General features: G+C 71.9%; 20 protein-coding genes. 13 read left to right on the top strand and 7 right to left on the bottom strand.

Annotated features, from left to right (window positions below):
- Positions 1-148 precede the first annotated feature (148 nt).
- From ACZ5VC_RS30135 to ACZ5VC_RS30120, 4 genes are all read right to left on the bottom strand, one after another.
- A complete protein-coding gene (locus tag ACZ5VC_RS30135; RefSeq protein WP_469123151.1) occupies positions 149-838 on the bottom strand; it encodes an LmeA family phospholipid-binding protein in 690 nt (229 codons plus the stop codon).
- Positions 839-933: 95 nt separating this feature from the next.
- Positions 934-2,088: a hypothetical protein gene (locus ACZ5VC_RS30130; RefSeq protein ID WP_469123150.1), complete on the bottom strand. Its 1,155-nt coding sequence runs from the start codon at positions 2,086-2,088 to the stop codon at positions 934-936.
- Positions 2,024-2,278 (bottom strand): MoaD/ThiS family protein, encoded by a 255-nt coding sequence (locus ACZ5VC_RS30125; protein WP_468712582.1) that lies wholly within the window; start codon positions 2,276-2,278, stop codon positions 2,024-2,026. Before ACZ5VC_RS30125 ends, ACZ5VC_RS30130 begins: the two co-directional genes overlap by 65 nt.
- Positions 2,279-2,323: 45 nt before the next feature.
- Positions 2,324-3,142, bottom strand: coding sequence for an alpha/beta hydrolase (locus ACZ5VC_RS30120; protein WP_469123149.1), 819 nt, complete (start codon positions 3,140-3,142; stop codon positions 2,324-2,326).
- Positions 3,143-3,444: 302 nt separating this feature from the next.
- Here ACZ5VC_RS30120 and ACZ5VC_RS30115 point away from each other — a divergent pair, with 302 nt between their 5' ends.
- The 5 genes from ACZ5VC_RS30115 to ACZ5VC_RS30095 all read left to right on the top strand — a co-directional run bounded on the left by ACZ5VC_RS30115 (position 3,445) and on the right by ACZ5VC_RS30095 (position 8,641).
- Positions 3,445-4,242 (top strand): response regulator transcription factor, encoded by a 798-nt coding sequence (locus tag ACZ5VC_RS30115; RefSeq protein WP_469123148.1) that lies wholly within the window; start codon positions 3,445-3,447, stop codon positions 4,240-4,242.
- A 24-nt stretch (positions 4,243-4,266) separates the two neighbouring features.
- Entirely contained in the window at positions 4,267-5,289 is a 1,023-nt protein-coding gene (locus ACZ5VC_RS30110; protein ID WP_468712587.1) for a LacI family DNA-binding transcriptional regulator, read from the top strand.
- A gap of 177 nt (positions 5,290-5,466) precedes the next feature.
- The gene (locus tag ACZ5VC_RS30105; RefSeq protein WP_469123147.1) at positions 5,467-6,450 is read left to right on the top strand and encodes a S1C family serine protease; all 984 of its coding nucleotides are present in this window, start codon (positions 5,467-5,469) and stop codon (positions 6,448-6,450) included.
- A 20-nt stretch (positions 6,451-6,470) separates the two neighbouring features.
- Entirely contained in the window at positions 6,471-7,223 is a 753-nt protein-coding gene (locus ACZ5VC_RS30100; protein ID WP_469123146.1) for a response regulator transcription factor, read from the top strand.
- A complete protein-coding gene (locus ACZ5VC_RS30095) occupies positions 7,220-8,641 on the top strand; it encodes a sensor histidine kinase (protein ID WP_469123145.1) in 1,422 nt (473 codons plus the stop codon). Before ACZ5VC_RS30100 ends, ACZ5VC_RS30095 begins: the two co-directional genes overlap by 4 nt.
- Here ACZ5VC_RS30095 and ACZ5VC_RS30090 read toward each other — a convergent pair.
- The gene (locus ACZ5VC_RS30090) at positions 8,621-9,478 is read right to left on the bottom strand and encodes a phosphatidylinositol-specific phospholipase C (RefSeq protein WP_469123144.1); all 858 of its coding nucleotides are present in this window, start codon (positions 9,476-9,478) and stop codon (positions 8,621-8,623) included. The two genes, ACZ5VC_RS30095 and ACZ5VC_RS30090, sit on opposite strands and share 21 nt — an antisense overlap.
- 25 nt (positions 9,479-9,503) lie before the next feature.
- Entirely contained in the window at positions 9,504-10,070 is a 567-nt protein-coding gene (locus ACZ5VC_RS30085) for a TetR/AcrR family transcriptional regulator (RefSeq protein WP_469123143.1), read from the bottom strand.
- Between the two features lie 115 nt (positions 10,071-10,185).
- Between ACZ5VC_RS30085 and ACZ5VC_RS30080 the strand changes: the two genes are divergently transcribed.
- On the top strand, positions 10,186-10,959 hold the full coding sequence (locus tag ACZ5VC_RS30080; protein WP_469123142.1) for an alpha/beta fold hydrolase: 774 nt from the start codon (positions 10,186-10,188) through the stop codon (positions 10,957-10,959).
- A gap of 61 nt (positions 10,960-11,020) precedes the next feature.
- On the opposite strand, the gene ACZ5VC_RS30075 is transcribed toward ACZ5VC_RS30080, so the two are convergent.
- Positions 11,021-12,832 (bottom strand): bifunctional metallophosphatase/5'-nucleotidase, encoded by a 1,812-nt coding sequence (locus tag ACZ5VC_RS30075; protein WP_469123141.1) that lies wholly within the window; start codon positions 12,830-12,832, stop codon positions 11,021-11,023.
- A 264-nt stretch (positions 12,833-13,096) separates the two neighbouring features.
- Here ACZ5VC_RS30075 and mshD point away from each other — a divergent pair, with 264 nt between their 5' ends.
- The 7 genes from mshD to ACZ5VC_RS30040 all read left to right on the top strand — a co-directional run bounded on the left by mshD (position 13,097) and on the right by ACZ5VC_RS30040 (position 20,203).
- Positions 13,097-14,023 carry a mycothiol synthase gene (mshD, locus tag ACZ5VC_RS30070; RefSeq protein WP_469123140.1) on the top strand — a complete coding sequence of 309 codons (927 nt, stop codon included), beginning with the start codon at positions 13,097-13,099 and terminating at the stop codon, positions 14,021-14,023.
- Between the two features lie 125 nt (positions 14,024-14,148).
- The gene (locus ACZ5VC_RS30065) at positions 14,149-14,538 is read left to right on the top strand and encodes a GntR family transcriptional regulator (protein ID WP_469123229.1); all 390 of its coding nucleotides are present in this window, start codon (positions 14,149-14,151) and stop codon (positions 14,536-14,538) included.
- On the top strand, positions 14,535-15,404 hold the full coding sequence (locus ACZ5VC_RS30060) for an ABC transporter ATP-binding protein (RefSeq protein WP_469123139.1): 870 nt from the start codon (positions 14,535-14,537) through the stop codon (positions 15,402-15,404). Before ACZ5VC_RS30065 ends, ACZ5VC_RS30060 begins: the two co-directional genes overlap by 4 nt.
- Positions 15,401-16,375: a hypothetical protein gene (locus ACZ5VC_RS30055; RefSeq protein WP_469123138.1), complete on the top strand. Its 975-nt coding sequence runs from the start codon at positions 15,401-15,403 to the stop codon at positions 16,373-16,375. Before ACZ5VC_RS30060 ends, ACZ5VC_RS30055 begins: the two co-directional genes overlap by 4 nt.
- A 213-nt stretch (positions 16,376-16,588) precedes the next feature.
- A complete protein-coding gene (locus tag ACZ5VC_RS30050; protein WP_469123137.1) occupies positions 16,589-18,829 on the top strand; it encodes an RNA degradosome polyphosphate kinase in 2,241 nt (746 codons plus the stop codon).
- Positions 18,816-19,799 carry a CHAD domain-containing protein gene (locus ACZ5VC_RS30045; protein ID WP_469123136.1) on the top strand — a complete coding sequence of 328 codons (984 nt, stop codon included), beginning with the start codon at positions 18,816-18,818 and terminating at the stop codon, positions 19,797-19,799. The genes ACZ5VC_RS30050 and ACZ5VC_RS30045 overlap by 14 nt, the downstream gene beginning before the upstream one ends.
- Positions 19,796-20,203 carry an NUDIX hydrolase gene (locus ACZ5VC_RS30040; protein ID WP_469123135.1) on the top strand — a complete coding sequence of 136 codons (408 nt, stop codon included), beginning with the start codon at positions 19,796-19,798 and terminating at the stop codon, positions 20,201-20,203. The genes ACZ5VC_RS30045 and ACZ5VC_RS30040 overlap by 4 nt, the downstream gene beginning before the upstream one ends.
- Positions 20,204-20,228: the final 25 nt, after the last annotated feature.

The raw sequence follows: 20,228 nt of genomic DNA, 5'->3' as shown, positions 1-20,228 counted from the left end.
CCGGCGTGTCGTATTTTGAGACGCGATCGTCCACGATGCGGGACGTGATCGCCGCGTCACGCGTGCCCGGGCCCGGGGAACGGGCCGGGGGCCGTTGCGCATCTACGGACCGGACGGCGGTGTCTCACCATATGGCCGAAGGCCGTTTTCAGCCCGCCAGGACGACGTTCCGGCCGGTGACCGCTATCGCGACCCCGTCGGCCCGTGCCTCGACCTTGGACAGCTTCAGCCCCTCGGGCAGCCCGCCGATCTCGCGGTCGAAGTCGGTCCGCTCGCGAATCAGGCCGGCCAGGCCCGGGATGCCCTCGCCGGGCACCCGGTCGGCCCTGACGCGAATGGTGTCGCCGTCGACCAGGGTCACGGTGGAGACCACGCTGCGCGCGAGCGTGCGGCCGAGGATCTCGAACCCGCCGGTGACCTTGACCTTGCCGTTCCCGCCGTAGGAGACGCTGACATTGCTGTTGGCGGCGCGGGTGAGGTCCTCGTACGAGATGAGCGCGGTGCCGGTGGCGGTGGCGGCCGTGGCGCCCGCGTAGTCGTCCTCGACCCGCACGTCGTGCAGCTCGGCCGACATCTCCGAGATCCGCAGACGGCGGCTGCCCGCGGTCGTCTCGACGCCGGTCAGGGTGACGTCGACCTCGTCGAAGCGCTTGTCGAGGGCCTGGGTGAGGAACGGGAAGCCCTTGATGGAGACGTCCGTGGAGGCGGCTCGCGCGGGGCCGAGCCTGATCCGGTCCGCGGCCTCGGACTCGGCGTAGTTCACCGCGATCCGGTCCAGGGCGACGAAGACGCCGCCGAGTATCACGGCGACGATCAGCACGATCCGCAGCGCCCGCATTGGTCTCAGTCCCCCACCCTGGTCCGGGCCCTGGTCCGGCCCCCCGACATCAATGATCGACGTGCCGGAGGGCCGGATGGTTCCCCTCGGGGCCCCTAGGCGAGGGCGCGGCCCAGCAGGTAGACGGCGGGCGCGGCGGCGGCGAGCGGCAGGGCGACCCCGGCGGTCATGTGGACGAACCGGGACGGGTAGTCGTAGCTCGCCGCCCTCAGCCCGACCAGGGCGCACACCCCGGCGCCGAGCCCCAGCAGCGCGCCCGAGGCGCCCAGATCGGTGAGCCCGCCGGCGGCGATCCCGGCGCCCGTGGCGGCCAGCAGGGCCACCACGACGGAGGCGGGCCCGGGCAGCGGCAGCGCGCGGGCCGAAGTGGCGACCGCGACCGCGACACCACCGACCACCACCGCGTCGGGCTCGGCCCCCAGGTGCCCGGCGGCGACGATGGTCAGGGCGGCCGAGGCGACCGTGGCCATCAGCCCGTACATCCGCTCGTCCGCGCCCGCGTGGCTGCGCAGCTGGAGGACGAGCGTGAGCAGCACCCATACGCCGAGCGTTCCGATGATCGCGGCCGGGGCGTTCTCACGGCCCACGGCGAGCAGCGCGATGTCGGCGGTCACACCGCCGGCGAAGGCGAGCGCGATGCCCTGCCGGGCGGGCCACATGCCGTTGAGGCGGAACCAGCCGGCGGCGGTCACGGCCTGGAGCAGGACCAGCGGGACGAGCAGCGCGTAGGAACCGACGGACGCCCCCACCGCGAGCAGCAGACCCAGCACGGCCGTCAGACCCGCCGGCTGGATGCCCGGCTCGATGACGGGCGAGCGCCCCTCGGCCCGGGCGCGCTGCGCGTCGGTGACACGGGCGTTGCCCAGGGTGGTGGGGGCGCTGTAGGTCGGCCCCGCGTCGGCCCGCGGCTCCTGCCGCTCGTCGTACGCCACGGGTGCGACCGGGACCTCCGGCGGCAGGGGGTGGGCGTGCGCGGGTGCCTGCGGCGGCAGATACGCCGTGTCCGCGGCGGTCGGCTGCGCCTGGGGCCGCGCGGTCGGCTGGTACTGGGTGTCCCAGGTCTGGCCCTCCCAGATCTGGGTGGCCGGCTCCTGGTACCCGTACTGCTGCCCGTGCGCACCATGCTGGTCCTGCGGGGCGTACGGGTCGTACGGGTACTGCTGATCGCTGCTCATGACGTGCGGTTCACCCTCCTGCGAACGGCGGGAGCACCTCGACCGTGCCGCCCTCGGCCAGCCGTACCGTCTCATGTCCGCGCTTCCCGACGGGGTCACCGTCGACCAGGAACGAACACCGCTGGAGTACCCGGACGAGCTCGCCCGGGTGCCTCTCACGGGCGGCGTCGAGCGCCTGCGCCAGGTTCTCCGCCGTGTACGGCTCCTCGGCGACACCGGCGGCGGCCTTGGCCGCGGCCCAGTAGCGGATGGTCCCCGCTGCCATAGCGGCACTCCCTTCGTTGGTCTGCGCGCCGCCCTCCATGATGGGCTATCGGCGCGTGAGCCAGTCCGCGATGCGGCCGAGGAGCTCGTCCCCCGCCGCGTTCTCGGCGTGCCCCATGCCGGTCTCCAGCCACAGCTCGGCGTCACCGGCGGCGGCCAGCGTCCGGGGGTGGTCGAGCGGGAAGTACGGGTCACGGTCGCCGTGGACGATCAGCAGCGGCGTCGGCGCGATCAGCGGGACGGCCTCCACGGGCGAGAGCGGTACGGGGTCCCACTCCTCGGGGTGGATACGCGTACCGAAGCCGTAGCGCCCGACGAGCCGCCCGGCGGGCCGGGTGACGACCCAGTGGAGCCGGCGCATCGGGGCCGTACCCCGGTAGTACCAGCGCGCGGGGGCGCTGACGGCGGCCACCGCGTCGGACCGCGCGTCCGTGCGCCCCCCGTGCGACGGCTCGTGCAACGCGGCGTGCCGGAGCACCACCGAACCGCCCATCGAGAAGCCGACGGTCACCACACGCGGATGGCCGAGCGCCCGCGCCCAGGCCACGGCGGAAGCCAGGTCGAGGACCTCGCGGTCGCCGACGGTGGAGCGGCCGCCCGAGCGCCCGTGTCCCCGGAAGGAGAAGGTGACCACGGCCGCACGCTGGGCGAACACCGCTGCCGCCCGCCGGACGGCGGGCCGGTCGGCGGATCCGGTGAACCCGTGGGCGACCACGATGGCGGTATCGGTCGGGCCGTGCGTGAATGGCTGGTAAACCGCGTCGATCGCGACACCGTCGTCGGTCGTCAGGGTTGCGCGCCGGAGTCCGTACGTGATCGAGGAGACATCCACCATGTGAAATCGGCCCTCTGCCTCGGAACTCATGTGAGCTATTGTGCTGGGAAGAGGATCCGGGCAACGCAGCCCCCGGGTCCTTTTGTGTTTCCCGACCGTTGTTACGGCTGGGTGAACAAACGCTCACAGACGGTTCGCAGGGCGCGAGAACCGTGGTGGGGCGAGTAGGAGTACGAAGCAGTGCCGCAACGTCCTCGCAGGGACCGAGGAGGAACCGACGTTATGGGCGAGCGAACCGTGCACGACCGGAAGACGACGAACCAGGCAGGGACGGCCCGGGTATGGGGATCTCCCCTGCTCGACCGGAGCGACGAGCTCGGGGGTGGGTCGCGATGAGCTCACTTCTCCTGCTGACCAATGCCCTCCAGCCGTCGACGGAGGTGCTCCCCGCCCTCGGACTGCTTCTGCACAACGTGCGGGTGGCCCCCGCCGAAGGACCCGCTCTCGTCGACACCCCCGGTGCCGACGTCATCCTGATCGACGGCCGGCGCGACCTTCCGCAGGTCCGGTCGCTGTGCCAGCTCCTGCGCTCCACCGGGCCCGGCTGTCCGCTGATCCTCGTGGTCACGGAGGGCGGTCTCGCCGCCGTCACCGCCGACTGGGGCATCGACGACGTCCTGCTGGACACGGCCGGCCCGGCCGAGGTCGAGGCGCGGCTGCGGCTCGCGATGGGCCGCCAGCAGATCGTCTCCGACGACTCCCCGATGGAGATCCGCAACGGAGACCTGTCGGTGGACGAGGCGACGTACAGCGCGAAGCTGAAGGGCCGGGTCCTGGACCTGACCTTCAAGGAGTTCGAGCTGCTGAAGTATCTGGCGCAGCACCCGGGACGGGTCTTCACCCGTGCCCAGCTGCTCCAGGAGGTCTGGGGATACGACTACTTCGGCGGCACCCGAACGGTCGATGTCCACGTGCGGCGTCTGCGGGCGAAGCTCGGCCCCGAGCACGAGTCGCTGATCGGGACCGTGCGAAACGTCGGATACCGCTTCGTGACGCCCGAGAAGGTGGAGCGCGCGGCGGAGGAGGCGAGGGCCCAGGAGGCACGGGTCAAGGAGGCGGCCGCGGCGGTCCCCCGTTCGGAGGATGCCGTGGAGATCGAGGAAGCAGCGGTACGACCTGCCAAGAGGTAGGTCACCCCGCGTAGACTTCCGCGCGTGGCCAAGGTGACGCGGGACGATGTGGCAAGACTGGCGGGTACGTCGACCGCGGTCGTCAGCTACGTCATCAACAACGGACCCCGGCCGGTCGCCCCGGCCACGCGCGAGCGTGTCCTCGCCGCGATCAAGGAACTGGGATACCGGCCCGACCGGGTCGCCCAGGCGATGGCGTCGCGGCGGACCGACCTCATAGGCATGATCGTGCCGGACGCGCGGCAGCCCTTCTTCGCGGAGATGGCGCACGCGGTCGAACAGGCGGCGGCCGAGCGCGGGAAAATGGTCCTCGTCGGGAACTCCGACTACCGGGACGAGCGCGAGGTGCACTATCTGCGCGCGTTCCTCGGGATGCGGGTCTCCGGGCTGATCCTGGTCAGCCAGGGCCCGAGCGAGCGGGCGGCGCAGGAGATCGAGGCCTGGGACGCGCGGGTGGTGCTGCTGCACGAGCGGCCCGAGGCGATCGACGACGTCGCGGTGGTGACGGACGACATCGGCGGCGCGCAGCTCGCCACCCGGCACCTCCTGGAGCACGGGTACGAGTACGTGGCCTGCCTCGGTGGTATCGAGGAGACCCCGGCCGTGGGTGACCCGGTCGCCGACCACGTCGAGGGCTGGCGCCGCGCGATGCTGGAGTCCGGCCGCTCGGTGGAGGGCCGGCTCTTCCAGGCCCCGTACAACCGCTACGACGCCTATCTCGTCGCCCTGAAGATCCTCTCCGTCCCCGACAGGCCGCGGGCGATCTTCTGCGCGACCGACGACCAGGCGATCGGTGTCCTGCGGGCGGCCCGTGAGCTGCGGATCGACGTGCCGACGGAGCTGGCGGTGGCCGGCTTCGACGACGTCAAGGAGGCCGGGCTGACGGACCCGCCGCTGACCACGGTCGCCTCGGACCGCCCGGCGATGGCCCGCGCCGCGGTCGACCTGGTGCTGGACGACGGGCTGAGGGTGGTCGGTTCGCGCCGGGAGCGGGTCAAGCAGTTCCCGTCCGCGCTGATCGTGCGACGGTCCTGCGGCTGCGGGTGAACCGGAAGCGGTAGTCGCCCGGCGGCGGTCGCGCGGCCGACTTCGGGCGACGAACTTGCGACAAACTTCGGGCGGCGCCCTTTGCGCGGCCTCCTTTATGTGGGGCATACACGCTTCTGTCCGGGTTCTCAGACCCTCCTCAGACAGTTCTCATGTACGGCTCCGAGAGTCGTAGCCATGACGGACCACTACCGCCACAGCGGCGAAGACGGCACCCCGCACCCCTCCCAGCCGGCCGGCGCCTTCCCGCCGCCGCCTCCGTACGCCCCCGGGCCCACGCACGCCGCGCCGCGCGCCAAGCGGCCCGTGGCGCTCCTCGCGGCCGTGGCGATCCTGGCGGCGGTCGTCGGTGGCGGTGCCTCCGCGCTCGTGAACGAGTTGACCGGCGGAAGCACGGGCACCTCGGCAAGCGGCGTCTCCGGCACGACCGTGTCGCAGAGCACCAAGGGCACCGTCGCCGGGGTCGCGGAGGCCGTCTCCCCCTCCATCGTCGAGATCAACGCGACCTCGAACGCGGGCAAGTCCACCGGCTCCGGGGTGATCATCACCGGGGACGGCGAAATCATCACCAACAACCACGTCGTCTCCGGCGCCCAGTCCGTCAAGGTGCGGCTCAGCGACGGCACGACGTACGACGCCCAGGTCGTCGGCACCGATCCCGACAAGGACCTCGCGCTGATCAAGCTGAAGGGCGCGAAGGGCCTGAAGGCCGCCACGCTCGGGGACTCGTCCAAGGTGAAGGTCGGTGACGAGGTCGTCGCGATCGGCTCGCCCGAGGGCCTCACCGGCACGGTCACCAGCGGGATCGTCTCCGCCCTCGACCGCGATGTGACCGTCGCCAAGGACGAGGGGGGCGGACAGCCGCAGCAGGATCCGCGCCAGGGCTGGCCGTTCGAGTTCGGCGGCCAGCAGTTCAACGGCGACACCGGCTCGTCGAAGACGACGTACAAGGCCCTGCAGACCGACGCCTCGCTCAACCCCGGCAACTCCGGCGGCGCCCTGATCAACATGAACGGCGAGATCATCGGCATCAACTCGGCCATGTACTCGCCCAGTTCCTCCAGTGGCTCCAACGCGGGCAGCGTCGGCCTCGGCTTCGCGATCCCCGTCGACACCGTCAAGGCGGACCTGGAAAGCCTGCGCTCCGGCGGCGACAGCTGAACGCGTGCGAGGCTGAGTCCATGACGACGCCGCCCCCGCACACCACCGAGCCCGACCGCATTCTCGTCGTCGACGACGAGCCCGCCGTCCGGGAGGCGCTGCAGCGCAGCCTCGCCTTCGAGGGGTACGGCACCGAGGTGGCCGTGGACGGGATGGACGCCCTCGCGAAGGCGGAGGCGTACGCGCCCGACCTGATCGTCCTCGACATCCAGATGCCCCGGATGGACGGGCTGACGGCCGCCCGGCGGATCCGGGCGGGCGGCTCCACCGTGCCGATCCTGATGCTGACCGCCCGGGACACCGTCGGCGACCGGGTCACCGGCCTGGACGCGGGCGCCGACGACTATCTGGTCAAGCCGTTCGAGCTGGACGAACTGTTCGCGCGGATCCGGGCGCTGCTGCGGCGCAGCTCGTACGCGGCCGGCGCGGGGGAGCTTCCCGGGGCCGACGCCGACGTGCTGTCCTTCGCCGATCTGCGGATGGACCTGTCGACGCGCGAGGTCACCCGGGGCACCCGGCGCGTCGAGCTGACCCGGACCGAGTTCACGCTCCTGGAGATGTTCCTGACGCATCCGCGCCAGGTGCTCACCCGGGAGCAGATCCTCAAGGCCGTGTGGGGCTTCGACTTCGAGCCGACCTCCAATTCCCTGGACGTGTACGTGATGTACCTGCGGCGCAAGACCGAGGGCGGCGGCGAGCCGCGCCTGGTGCACACGGTGCGCGGGGTGGGGTACGTGCTGCGGGCCGGCGGCGCCTCGGGCGGTGACGGATGAGGGGGCCGGCCGGACGGTTCCGGACGCTGCCGCTGCGGTCCAGGCTGGCGCTGCTGACGGCGACGGCGGTCGCGGTGGCGGTGGCGGCGGTCTCCGCGGCGTGCTGGTTCGTGACACGGGCGCAGCTGACGCAGGAGTTCGACGCGACCCTGCGCAACAGCCGGTTCCCGGACGGAGCGGTGCAGGGGCTGCTGGCCTCGTGCGCGGCCGGGGGCGACTCGGCGGTGCCGTCGGCGCCCGTCGGCTACACCATGCGGATCGTCCTCGCCAACGGCACCACGTGCATCAACGGCTCCTCCCCCATTCCCGCCGACGCGAGCGACATCGCGGTGGCGCGCAGGGAGATCCCGGACGTGCTGCACACCTCGACGGCTCAGGACGGCACGGAGATGCGGGTCTACACCTATCCGTTTCCGTACAACGGCCGGGATCTCGTCGCGGTCTCCATGGCGCGCCCCCTGACCGAGATCGAGAATTCGATGTCCACCCTCGCCTGGGTGCTCCTCGCCGTCTCCGGGGTGGGCATCGTCGGCGCGGGGGCCGCCGGGCTGTGGGTCGCCCGGGCCGGGCTCAAGCCCGTGGACCGGCTCACCGGAGCGGTGGAGCACGTGGCCCGTACGGAGGATCTGACCGTCCGCATCCCGGTCGAGGGCGAGGACGAGATCGCCCGACTGTCCCGGTCCTTCAACTCCATGACCGCCGCGCTGGCGTCCTCCCGCGACCGGCAGGCGCAGCTGATCGCCGACGCCGGACACGAGCTGCGCACCCCGCTGACCTCGCTGCGGACGAACATCGAGCTGCTGGCCCGCAGCGAGGAGACGGGCCGGGCGATCCCGCCCGACGACCGCCGGGCACTGATGGCGTCGGTAACCGCCCAGATGACGGAACTGGCCTCGCTGATCGGCGACTTGCAGGAGCTGTCACGACCGGACGCGGTGCATCCGGGGCCGCTGGAGGTGGTGGGGCTGCACGACATCGTGGGCGCCGCCCTGGAGCGGGCGCGGCTGCGCGGTCCGGAGCTGACGATCACGGCGGCCGTGGACCCCTGGTTCGTACGGGCGGAACCGGCGGCCCTCGAGCGGGCGCTGGTGAACGTGCTGGACAACGCGGTGAAGTTCTCGCCGCCGGGCGGCAGGATCGAGGTGACCCTGGCGGACGGCGAACTGACGGTACGGGACCACGGGCCGGGGATCGCCGACGAGGAACTGCCGCATGTCTTCGAGCGGTTCTGGCGTTCCCCGTCGGCCCGCAGCCTGCCGGGCTCGGGGCTCGGCCTGTCGATCGTGGCCCGTACGGTGCAGCACGCGGGCGGCACGGTGTCGCTGACGGCGGCCGAGGGCGGCGGCACGCGCGCGCTGATCCGGCTCCCGGGCGCTCCGACGCCACCGCCGCCGGTGTCAGTTGTGACGGATGAGTGACTCGACGAGCCCGGAGCGGGTCTGGGGGAAGTCCATCGGGACGATCCCGAGGCCCTTCCAGCCGCTCGCCTCGCCGCCGTCGACGAAGGAGTGGACCCTCGGGTTGAGGCGGTCGGAGTTCCAGCGGGGCGGGAGCAGGGCCGAGGTCGAGACGTAGTTGATGTACAGCCTGCCGGGCTGCTGGACGGCCTTGCGGAAGTGCGCCTCGATCTTCGGGTACTTGACGCCGGGTTCGGCCATGTAGTCGTCCTGGATGTCGAAGAGCGCGCCGTCGCCGTAGCGGACACCGGGCAGTCCGCCGTTGTCGGCGAGGAGGACGACCTTGCCGCGTGCCTCACCGAGAGAGGGGAGGCCGTCACCGATGCGGAAGAGGGGCCGCCAGCCCTTGGTGTCCAGGTAGAGGTCGAAGATCCGGCGGAAGGTGGCGTCGGAGTCCTCGGAGTACTCCTGCTTCACGCGCATCAGGACGGTTTCGGAGGGGTGGGCCGCGAGGAAGTCGCGGCAGGCGATGAGGACGTCGCCGAACATCAGGTTCTGGAAGTACGCGCCGTGGTGGATGGCGAAGGAGTCGCCGGTGACCCGGCACCGTACGTCCAGGAAGCGGATACCGCTGTTCAGCTGCTGGGCGATGGTGGTGTTCTGGCAGGCGACCCAGAGACCGCCGTAGCGGGCGCCGGAGTCATGGGTGCCGGGGATGGTGAGCTGCCGCAGGGGGGTGGCGTCGCCGTGGCCGGCCATCCAGTCCTGGACGCCGAGGGCCGACGCCGGGGCGGAGGCGCCGATGAGGGCGGTCGCGGAGACGGCCAGGGCACCGGCGAGAAAGCTTCGTCGCTCCATGAAGCGGGATTATGACGGGTCCACGTCAAGAAACACCAGAGTCGAGACGCTCCGCGAGGGCCCGCAGCCCCGCCGCGATCTCCCGCCCGTCCGGGGCGTGTTCGGGATCGGTGAGCCACTGCGTCATCACACCGGTGAGCAGGGCCATGTGCACGGATCCGAGCGTACGGATGTCCTCCTCGCCGACCTCGTCCTCCGGCACGCCGGCGAGCTCGGCGGCGACCCCGCGCCGGCCCGCGCGCTGCCCGGCGGCAAGGAGCGCGAGAAGCTCCGGCGAGGTCTGGGCGTGGACGAACGCCTCGAAGCTCGCGAGCCACAGCCATCGATGGGTGGCGAACGAGCGGATCTGCGCGTCCCACAGGTCCGCGTAATCGCCGCCCCCGGCCCTCCCCGCCCCCCGCTCCTTGCCCCACTCGTCCATCGCGGCGAACAAGGCCTGGTTGAGCAGGGCTTCACGGGAGCCGAAGTGGTAGCCGATGGCGGCCATCGAGACCCCGGAGGCGGCGGCGAGGTCCCGCACGGTGGTCCGCGCGTACCCCTTCTCCTCCAGGCAGCGTCGCGCTCCGGCCAGCAGCTTCTCCCGGTTCCCCATGCGGGGATCGTACGGGCAGACCTTGGGCGCACGCCTTATACAAGTGTCTTGCGCGATCGATCTATACACACGTATAGTTCAGGTGTCGGCGCACACCGGACGAGGGAGACACGCGATGCGCAAGGAACTGACGATCGACGGCCGCACCATCTCGTACCTGGACTTCGGGCCGCGGGACGCCCGCCCGCTCGTCGCCCTGCACGGACACCTCTCCGAAGGCGCCTCCTTCAGCCACCTCGCCGAGGCCCTCGGGGACACCTGCCGTGTCATCGCCCCCGACCAGCGCGGCCACGGCGACTCCGACCGCGCCGCCGAGTACACCCGCGAGGGCTACGTCGCCGACCTGGTGGCGCTCCTGGACCACCTGGGCCTGGAGCGGGCCGTCCTCGCCGGCCACTCGCTGGGCGGGATCAACGCCTACCACCTGGCCGCCGCCCACCCCGAGCGCGTCGAGGCCCTGATCAACGCCGACGCACCCGTCGAACTCCCGGACAGCGGGCCGAGCCCGCTCTCCTTCGTCCTCGGCTTCCCCTACACCGCCGCCACCCGCGAGGAGCTCATCGCCGCGTGCGGACCAGTCGGCCCGATGGTCGCGCCGGTCCTGCGCCCGCACCCGGACGGCTGGCGCCTGCCCTTCCACCCGCAGGACACGGTCGACTCCGAGACCCTGGTCCACGGGGACCACTGGGCGTACTGGCTGAAGAGCACCTGCCCGGCGCTGCTCATTCACGCCCGCCGGAGCCAGGCGCTGCCGACCGCGCAGGCGCGGGCGATGGTGGAGCGCCGGCCGGGCACCTCGCTGGTCGAGGTCGACACGGACCACTTCATCCAGCTGCAGGCCCCGGAGGCGTTCGAGGCGGCGGTACGGGACTTCCTGGCGACGCTCTGAACACGCCGGAGGGGCGGCGGACATGGTGTCCGCCGCCCCTCCTGCCGTACGGGACGCGCGCTTACTTGATGACGGTGATCCGGCCCGTCACCGGCGGCGCCAGCGGGGCGCTCGCGCTGGAGTGCGCCGCCAGGTAGGCGGTGAACAGGTCCAGGTCGGACGCGCCGACCAGCTTGTTCTTGTGCTCCTTCAGGACGGCGAAGCCGTCGCCACCGCCCGCGAGGAACTCGTTCATCGCGACCCGGTAGGTCTTCGCCGGGTCGATCGCCTCGCCGTTCAGCTTCACCGAACCGGTCACGATCCGGTCGGCGCCGGTCTTCGTCATGTCCAGGGTGTAAGTGAAGCCCTTCGACACCTGGAGGATCTTCGGCGCCGCCAGGTTCGCGCCGCTGACCTGCTGCTGGAGCGCGGTGATCAGCTGGGCGCCGGTCAGGTCCACGGCCGTCATCATGTTGGTGAACGGCTGGACGGTGTAGGCCTCGCCGTAGGTCACCACCCCGTCGCCCTCGCTGCCGGACGCCTTGTGCACCAGGGGCGCGCGCACGCCGCCCGGGTTCATCAGCGCGAGCTGGGCACCGCCCTTGTCGGCCGGGGTCATGCCCTCCAGCTGCGCGTCCGCGATCAGATCGCCCAGGGGCTTCTCGTACGCGTCGGAGGGGTTGTCGATGTCACCGGCGATGTAGCCGACGGGCCGTGAGGCGATCGGCGCGGCCAGCGTGTTCCAGCGGGTGATCAGCCGGGTCATGTCCTCGGCCTTGGGCACATCACGCGTCACGACGTGGTTCGCGGAGGCGACGGCCGTACGGACGATGTCCTTGGTGCGGCGGTCGTAGGTGAGCGTCGTGTCGGTGTAGAGCCGGCCGAAGGACGCCGCCGAGGTGACCGTGCGCGGCTTGCCCGACGGGTCGGGGATGCTGCATGCGTACGCCTGGTGGGTGTGACCGGTGACCAGGGCGTCGACCTGCGGGCTGACGTTCTTGGCGATGTCGACGATCGGGCCGGAGATGCCGTCGCCCGGGCCGGGGCTGTCGCAGTTGTAGTTGTACGACCCCGAGGCCGGCAGTCCGCCCTCGTGCAGCAGGGCGACGATCGACTTGACGCCCTTGCGCTCCAGCACCTTGGTGTACTTGTTGATCGTCTCGACCTCGTCACCGAACGCCAGGCCCTTGATGCCCTCGGCGGAGACGATGTTCGCCGTGCCCTCCAGGGTCACGCCGATGAAGCCGATCTTGACCCCGTTCTTCTCCCAGATGAAGTACGGGTCGAGCAGCGGCTTGCCGGTCTTCTCGTCCGTCACGTTGGCCGCGAGGTAGGGGAACTTCGCCCCGTTGAAGGTCTTGCCCTCCTCGTAGCAGCCGCCGGTCGGGTGGCAGCCGCCGTTCTGGATCCGGGCCAGCTCCTTGGCGCCCTCGTCGAACTCGTGGTTGCCGACGGAGGTCACGTCCAGCTTCAGCCGGTTCAGCGCCTCGATGGTCGGCTCGTCGTGGAAGAGCCCGGAGACCAGCGGAGAGGCGCCGATCATGTCGCCCGCGGCGGCGGTGATGGTGTACGGGTTGCCCTTGCGGGCCTCGCGCAGGTGCGTGGCGAGGTACTCCACACCGCCCGCGTCGATGGTCTTGGTGGTGCCGTCCGCGTTGGTGTGCGTGACCCGCCCGGACGAGCCGGCCGGCGGCTCCAGGTTTCCGTGCAGGTCGTTGAAGGAGAGCAGCTGCACATCGGCGTAACGCCCCTGCCCGTATCCCCCGCCCCCGGTCCCGGTGGTCTCGGACGCCCCCGCGGGCATCGCCGCGACGAGCGCACCCAGGGTGGCGATCCCCGCGCCGGCGGCGAGTATCCGCCGGGCCGCTCGGTTCTTCTGCGGTGTCGCTGACATCTGTCCCCTTGTGATTCAGCGTGTCTCTTGTGTGGCCAGCGCAAGTCTGGCCAGCGCAGCCTAGGGTCAACGCGCGTAGCGCAACAGGGGGGAGCGGGTTACGAGCTGGTTGCCTTTGAGGACGGCGGGGCCGCCCGGGCGTCTCGGCGGGGGAGGGAGCCGGCGCCGGGGCCGACGGCGGCGCGGTCACCGATCGGGGTGGTGCGAGAGGCCGCTGGCCCGGTCGCCGTCGGCCCGGCCGCCCTCCGCCGTACGCTCGTACGTATGACGACTGACGCACCAGCAGCCCTTGAGCCAGGACGGCAGATCCACACCCTCGACGAGCTCGGCCCGGACCAGGTCGAGCAGGTCAACGACCTGCTCGCGGCGGCCGCCCGCGCCGACGGCATGCAGGCCGTGTCCGAGCAGGGCCGGCTGTATCTGCGCGGCGGCCGGCGCGAGGGCGTACGGCACTTCCTGCTGACCGTCGGCTCCCAGCTTCTCGGATACGCCCAGTTGGAGGACACCGACCCGGTGGAGGCGCCGGCCGCCGAGCTGGTCGTCCACCCCGCGCACCGCGGCCGCGGCCACGGCCGGGCGCTCGGCGCCGCGCTCCTGGCCGCGACCGGGAAGCGGCTGCGCGTCTGGGCGCACGGCGGCAAGTCCGCGGCCCGCCATCTCGCGCAGGTGCTCGGCCTGACCCTGTTCCGCGAACTGCGCCAGCTGCGCCGCCCCTTGAGTCCGCTGAACATCCCCGAGCCTTCACTCCCCGAGGGCGTCACCGTGCGCACCTTCGTACCCGGCCAGGACGACGCCGCGTGGCTCGAGGTCAACGCGGCCGCCTTCGCCCACCACCCGGAGCAGGGCTCCCTGACCCAGCGGGACCTGGACGACCGCAAGGCGGAGCCATGGTTCGACCCGAAGGGCTTCTTCCTGGCGGAGAAGGACGGCGGGCTCATCGGTTTCCACTGGACGAAGGTGCACGCCGAGGATCGGCTCGGCGAGGTCTATGTGGTCGGCATCAGCCCGGACGCGCAGGGCAGCGGCCTCGGCAAGGCACTGACGGCGATCGGGCTGCGGCATCTGGCGGCGCAGGGGCTGCCGACGGCGATGCTGTACGTGGACGCCGACAACACGGCGGCGGTGACGGTGTACGAGCGGCTGGGTTTCGTGACGCACGAGGTCGACCTGATGTACCGCACCGAGTCCTGAACCGGTGATTCCGGCACGCTGACGCCGCGACGGCAACTCGAGCCGACGAGGGGGCGGTTGACACCGCCCCCTCTTTTGCACCACCCTTTCACTACTCAATTAGTGAAAGGGCGGTGCAAGGGATCGTGGTCGAATACCGCATCGACCGGCGCAGCGGCGTCGCCACCTACCTCCAGATCGTCCAGCAGACCAAACAGGCCCTGCGCCTCGGCCTGCTGGAACCCGGCGACAGACTGCCCACCGCCCGCGAGGTCGTCGAGGCGACGGCCATCAACCCGAACACCGTGCTCAAGGCCTACCGCGAACTGGAACGCGAGGGCCTCGTGGAGGCTCGCCGCGGCCTCGGCACCTTCGTACGGAAAACCCTGGGCAGCGCCCCGGTCGACTCCCCGCTCCGCTCCGAACTCGACGCCTGGGCCCTGCGAGCCCGCGCGTCCGGACTCGAACGGGACGACGTGGCCGCGCTCTTCACTTCCGTACTCGACGCACACTTCAAGGGGGACGACGACCAGTGACCGCATCGGCCATCGAGGCGCACAGCCTCGGCAAACGCTACGGACGACGGCGCGGATGGGCGCTCAGGGACTGCTCCTTCCGGCTCCCCGCCGGCCGCGTCTGCGCCCTCGTCGGACCCAACGGCGCCGGAAAGTCCACGCTGCTCGCCCTCGCCGCGGGCCTGCTGCGGCCCACCGAGGGCACCCTCCGCGCCCCGGCGCGCGAGCGGCTGGCGTACGTCGCCCAGGCCAAACCGCTCTACCCCCAGCTGACGGTCGACGAGACGCTCAGGATGGGCCGCGAACTCAACCCGGGCCACTGGGACGAGACGACCGCCCGGCGGATCGTGGACGACGGCCGCCTGGAACCGGCCGCCCGGATCCGTACGCTCTCCGGCGGCCAGCGCACCCGCGTCGCGCTCGCCCTCGCCCTCGGCAAGCGCCCCGAACTGCTGCTGCTCGACGAACCGATGGCCGACCTCGACCCGCTGGCACGCCACCAGCTCATGGGCACCCTCATGGCCGACGCCGCCGAACGCGGCACCACGGTCGTGATGTCCTCGCACATCCTCACCGAGCTGGAGGGCGCCTGCGACTACCTCCTCCTCGTCGACGGCGGCCACATCCGCCTCGGCGGCGGCATCGACGACATCCTCGCCGCCCACACCCTGTTGACCGGCCCGGTCGCCGACCTCACCCCGCACACGGTCGTCGAAGCCCGTACGACGGGCCGCCAGCTCACCGCGCTCATACGGCCCGAGGGCACGGTCGAGGGCCCCTGGCAGACCACCGAACCCTCCCTGGAGGAGCTGTTGCTGGCCCATCTGCGCTCCCCCGAGGCGCCCGTCCTGCTGACGCCCAGCGCGGAGGCGGTGAAGACGGCATGAGCACGATCACCCTGAAGGGACCGGAGTGGGTCACCGTACGCCAGCACCGGCGTGCGCTGTGGTGCGCCCTCGCCCTCGTGGCCCTCGCCGCTGCCGCGCTGATCACCTCACGGCTGTGGGCGGACAGCGCCCAGGAGGCACTGCGGGCGGCCGGTTGCGCCGTGAACAGCACCGAACAGTCCTGCTTCCAGCCCGCCCGCGACTACACGGACACCCGGTGGTTCGCCCACCTCCTGATCGAGTACACCGCGCTCGGCATGCTCGTCCTGCCCGGTGTCGTCGGCGCGTTCGTGGCGGGCCCGATGATCGCCCGCGAGCTGGAGAGCGGCACCCACGCCCTGGCGTGGACCCAGTCCATCACCCCGGCGCGCTGGCTCGTCGCCAAGCTGGCCGTGCCCGCCGTGTGCGTCCTCTCCGGCGTCTCGCTGCTGAGCCTGCTCTTCCACTGGTCCTGGTCGACCGGACCGTCCAACGACGTCCCCTCGTACTGGTACGAGCCCAGCATGTTCGTCTCGTACGGCACCGTGCCGGTGGCCCACGCCCTGCTCGGCCTCGCCGTCGGAACGCTCACCGGCCTGCTCGTACGCCGGACGGTGGCCGCGATGAGCTGCACCGCGCTGCTCACCGGTCTGCTCCTGGCCGCCTTCGCCGCCGTACGCGCCGGGCTCTGGCCCGTCCAGACGCTGACGGGCCACGATCTGTCCCCCCGGGGGAACGCCTGGCAACTGAGCAGCGGCATGCTCACCGCCTCCGGGGAGCGGCTCCTCTGGAAGGACTGCTGGGCCGCCGTGCGGCCGGACCGGGGCGCGAACGACTGCATGGCGTCACGCCGCGGGGTCGTCGGGTTCCTCGACGTCCATCCCGCGTCGCACTACTGGCCGCTCCAGCTGGTGGAGACGGGCATCGCGCTGGCGCTCGCGGCTCTGGCCGTCTTCGCGGCGTTCAGGGTGCTGCGGGCGCGGCACGCGTGAGGGGGCAACGGGGCGGGCCCGGGGGGCGCTGGGGCACCTCGGGGGCCCGCCCCGATATCCCGCACGTCATGTGACCGTTACCGGCCATTCAGACACGCTTGCGACGCTCACTGAATGAAGCCCGCCGTGTCCGCGCTCCCCAAGGGGAGACTTCCCTCCACCACGGCCCGCTCCGACGCGCCCGACCACCCCTTCGCGCGGAAGAATAGGGCCATGAGCCAGCAGCCCGCCGAGGTCCCGGTCCAGTCGTCCCCTTCCGTCGCCGCCCAGCCCTCCGTCGGCTCCATAGCCGCGCACCGGCCCCACACCGTGGCCACCGGGCCGACCAACGGCCTGGAGCCGGACATCGACGCCGATCTCGACGCGTACGAGGAGGACGGCTTCGACGCCGAGCTCCCCCAGGGCCGCTTCCTCGACCGCGAACGCAGCTGGCTCGCCTTCAACGAGCGGGTGCTGGAACTCGCCGAGGACCCGGCGACCCCGCTCCTCGAGAGGGCGAACTTCCTCGCGATCTTCGCGTCGAACCTGGACGAGTTCTTCATGGTCCGCGTGGCCGGTCTCAAGCGCCGCATCGCCACCGGCGTCGCGACGCGGTCCGCGTCCGGCCTGCAGCCCCGCGAGGTCCTGGAGCAGATCTGGACCCGCTCGCGCGAGCTCATGGCCCGGCACGCCGCGTGCTTCCAGCAGGACATCGCGCCCGCACTCGCCGACGAAGGCGTCCACCTCATCCGCTGGCCCGAGCTGACCGAGAGCGAGCAGGCCCGGCTGTTCACGCTCTTCCGGCAGCAGATCTTCCCGGTCCTCACCCCCCTCGCGGTGGACCCGGCGCACCCCTTCCCGTACATTTCCGGGCTCTCGCTCAACCTGGCCGTGGTCGTCCGCAACCCGGTCAGCGGCCACCGCCACTTCGCCCGCGTGAAGGTCCCGCCGCTGCTCTCCCGGTTCCTGGAGGCCTCCCCCCAGCGGTACGTGCCCCTGGAGGACGTCATCGCGGCGCACCTCGAGGAGCTCTTCCCGGGAATGGAAGTGCTGGCCCACCACATGTTCCGGGTGACCCGGAACGAGGACCTGGAGGTCGAGGAGGACGACGCCGAGAACCTCCTGCAGGCCCTGGAGAAGGAGCTCATGCGGCGCCGGTTCGGACCGCCGGTGCGCCTGGAGGTCGAGGAGTCCATCGACCCGTACGTCCTCGACCTGCTCGTACGCGAACTGAAGGTCTCCGACGCCGAGGTGTACCCGCTGCCCGGGCCGCTCGATCTCACCGGCCTGTTCGGCATCGCGGCGCTGGACCGGCCGGAGCTGAAGTTCCCGAAGTTCATCGCCGGCACCCACCGGGACCTGGCCGAGGTCGAGTCCGCCTCGGCCCCGGACATCTTCGCGGCGCTGCGCGAGCGGGACGTCCTGCTGCACCACCCGTACGACTCGTTCTCCACCTCCGTCCAGGCGTTCCTGGAGCAGGCGGCGGCCGACCCGGACGTCCTCGCGATCAAGCAGACGCTGTACCGGACCTCCGGCGACTCCCCGATAGTCGACGCTCTGATCGACGCGGCCGAGTCGGGCAAGCAGGTCCTCGTCCTCGTCGAGATCAAGGCCCGCTTCGACGAACAGGCCAACATCAAGTGGGCCAGGAAGCTGGAGGAGTCCGGCTGCCACGTCGTCTACGGCCTGGTCGGCCTGAAGACGCACTGCAAGCTGTCGCTGGTGGTCCGCCAGGAGGGCGAGACCCTGCGCCGCTACTCCCATGTCGGGACCGGCAACTACCACCCCAAGACGGCCCGCCTCTACGAGGACCTGGGGCTGCTCACCGCCGACCCGCAGGTCGGCGCGGACCTCTCCGACCTCTTCAACCGGCTCTCCGGCTACTCGCGCCGCGAGACCTACCGGCGTCTGCTCACCGCCCCCAAGTCCCTGCGCGACGGGCTGGTCTCCCGGATCAACAAGGAGGTCACCCACCACCGCGCCGGGCGCCCGGCCTACGTCCGCATCAAGGTCAACTCGCTGGTCGACGAGGCCATCATCGACGCCTGCTACCGCGCGGCCCAGGCCGGTGTACCGGTGGACATCTGGGTCCGCGGCATCTGCGCCGTACGCCCCGGAGTCCCCGGCCTCTCCGAGAACATCCGGGTCCGCTCGATCCTCGGCCGCTTCCTGGAACACTCCCGGATCTTCGCCTTCGGCAACGGCGGCGAGCCCGAAGTCTGGCTGGGCAGCGCCGACATGATGCACCGGAACCTGGACCGGCGGATAGAAGCCCTGGTCCGCGTCTCCGACCCGGCCCACCGCGTCTCGCTCACGCGGCTGCTGGAGACCGGGATGTCCGACACCACCTCGTCCTGGCACCTGGGCCCGGACGGCAACTGGACACGGCACGCCCACGACGCGGAGGGCCAGCCGCTGCGACATGTCCAGGCGATGCTCATAGACGCGCGGAGGCGCCGGCGTGCACAGCCCTGAATACACGCGTGACGTGACGGCGGGGGAGGTCCTGGCGCCGTATCTCCACGCACAGGCGGCCGCCTTCCTGCGGAGCCTGCGGCTCCACGCGGAGGCCGGCGCGAACACGTCGGCCGCGGAACAGGCCACCCGGGCGCTGCGGGGCGCGGCGCGGCGGATCAGCGGAACACTGCACACGTTCCGCCCGCTGCTGGAGGCGTCCTGGGCGGACCACCTGCGCTCCGAACTCGCCTGGCTGTCCGGCACCCTCGCCCTCGAGCACGCCTGCACGTCCCGGCTCGTCCGACTGGTGGACGCGCTGTCCCGCCTCTCGGGCGGGGGCGGAGCCGTGCCCGTCGCCCGGGGAGCGGACAGCGGCGGACTGACCGTGGGCGCCGCGCGGGCCGGGGCGCTCCTCGAACGGCAGCTGACACTCGCCCGAACGCGCGCGCACTCGGCGGCGCTCCAGGCCCTCGGCTCGTCCCGCTTCCACGCGGTCGCGGACGCGGTCGCGCTGCTCGCCTCCGAGGTCCCGCTCGGCCCGGCGGCGGCGGCCCCCGCCCCGGAAATCCTCGACCTGCCGGCCGAAACGGTCGAACGGCGGCTCCTCGACGCGGTGGCGGCGCTTCCGCTGGGCCGCGCCGCGCATCCTTACAACGCGGACGCCCTGGCGCTGTCGGCCGGGGAGAGCCAGGACGCGCCCTGGCACCAGACACGGCTGCTGCTGCGGCTCCACCGGTACGCGGAGGAGGTCCGCACCGGCGGCGGTCCGGACCCCGTGCTGTACGAGGCCGGGCGCGCCCTCGACCGCCACCGCGACGCCTCGGACGCGGCGTCGGCGGCCTCGACGGCGGCCCGCACCCCTCGCATCGCCCCGGCCACCGCCTACGCCCTCGGGGTCCTCCACGCCGACCAGCGCCACGAGGTCGAGGCGGCCCGCTTCGCCTTCCAGCACGCCTGGCGGCAGCGCGCGACGGTCGCGGTCCCATGACGGTCCTGGCGGCGGGGTGCGTGCTGTGGCGGCGCTCGCCGTACGGGGACGGCGGCATCGAGATCGGTCTCGTGCACCGGCCGAAGTACGACGACTGGTCCCTGCCGAAGGGCAAGCTGAAGCGCGGCGAGGACGCGCGGACGGCGGCACTCCGCGAGGTCCTGGAGGAAACGGGCCACACCTGCACCCTCGGCTCCCGCCTCCCGACCGCCCGCTATCTGGCGAACGGCCACCGGAAGGAGGTCTCCTACTGGGCGGCGGAATCGACGGGCGGCACCTTCATCCCCACCACGGAGGTCGACCGCCTCCTCTGGCTTCCCCCTTCGGCAGCCCACCACCGCCTGACCCACTCCCGCGACCGGCCCCTGGTGGACGCGCTGCTGAGGACCCTGCCGTCGGCCTAGCCCGGCGCCGGGGCCGCGCGCGGGG

It is taken from the genome of Streptomyces sp. NPDC033174 (genome assembly GCF_055577795.1).
This window is presented reverse-complemented; position numbering and strand designations above follow the sequence as displayed.

Bases quoted from the DNA above. Each gene is read 5' to 3' on its own strand.
- ACZ5VC_RS30085 (WP_469123143.1), bottom strand. From the start codon at position 10,070: ATGGGGAACCGGGAGAAGCTGCTGGCCGGAGCGCGACGCTGCCTGGAG.
- ACZ5VC_RS30075 (WP_469123141.1), bottom strand. From the start codon at position 12,832: ATGTCAGCGACACCGCAGAAGAACCGAGCGGCCCGGCGGATACTCGCC.
- ACZ5VC_RS30115 (WP_469123148.1), top strand. From the start codon at position 3,445: ATGAGCTCACTTCTCCTGCTGACCAATGCCCTCCAGCCGTCGACGGAG.
- ACZ5VC_RS30090 (WP_469123144.1), bottom strand. From the start codon at position 9,478: ATGGAGCGACGAAGCTTTCTCGCCGGTGCCCTGGCCGTCTCCGCGACC.
- ACZ5VC_RS30100 (WP_469123146.1), top strand. From the start codon at position 6,471: ATGACGACGCCGCCCCCGCACACCACCGAGCCCGACCGCATTCTCGTC.
- ACZ5VC_RS30055 (WP_469123138.1), top strand. From the start codon at position 15,401: ATGAGCACGATCACCCTGAAGGGACCGGAGTGGGTCACCGTACGCCAG.
- ACZ5VC_RS30125 (WP_468712582.1), bottom strand. From the start codon at position 2,278: ATGGCAGCGGGGACCATCCGCTACTGGGCCGCGGCCAAGGCCGCCGCC.
- ACZ5VC_RS30120 (WP_469123149.1), bottom strand. From the start codon at position 3,142: ATGAGTTCCGAGGCAGAGGGCCGATTTCACATGGTGGATGTCTCCTCG.
- ACZ5VC_RS30130 (WP_469123150.1), bottom strand. From the start codon at position 2,088: ATGAGACGGTACGGCTGGCCGAGGGCGGCACGGTCGAGGTGCTCCCGC.
- ACZ5VC_RS30080 (WP_469123142.1), top strand. From the start codon at position 10,186: ATGCGCAAGGAACTGACGATCGACGGCCGCACCATCTCGTACCTGGAC.
- ACZ5VC_RS30050 (WP_469123137.1), top strand. From the start codon at position 16,589: ATGAGCCAGCAGCCCGCCGAGGTCCCGGTCCAGTCGTCCCCTTCCGTC.
- ACZ5VC_RS30105 (WP_469123147.1), top strand. From the start codon at position 5,467: ATGACGGACCACTACCGCCACAGCGGCGAAGACGGCACCCCGCACCCC.
- ACZ5VC_RS30095 (WP_469123145.1), top strand. From the start codon at position 7,220: ATGAGGGGGCCGGCCGGACGGTTCCGGACGCTGCCGCTGCGGTCCAGG.
- mshD (WP_469123140.1), top strand. From the start codon at position 13,097: ATGACGACTGACGCACCAGCAGCCCTTGAGCCAGGACGGCAGATCCAC.
- ACZ5VC_RS30040 (WP_469123135.1), top strand. From the start codon at position 19,796: ATGACGGTCCTGGCGGCGGGGTGCGTGCTGTGGCGGCGCTCGCCGTAC.
- ACZ5VC_RS30135 (WP_469123151.1), bottom strand. From the start codon at position 838: ATGCGGGCGCTGCGGATCGTGCTGATCGTCGCCGTGATACTCGGCGGC.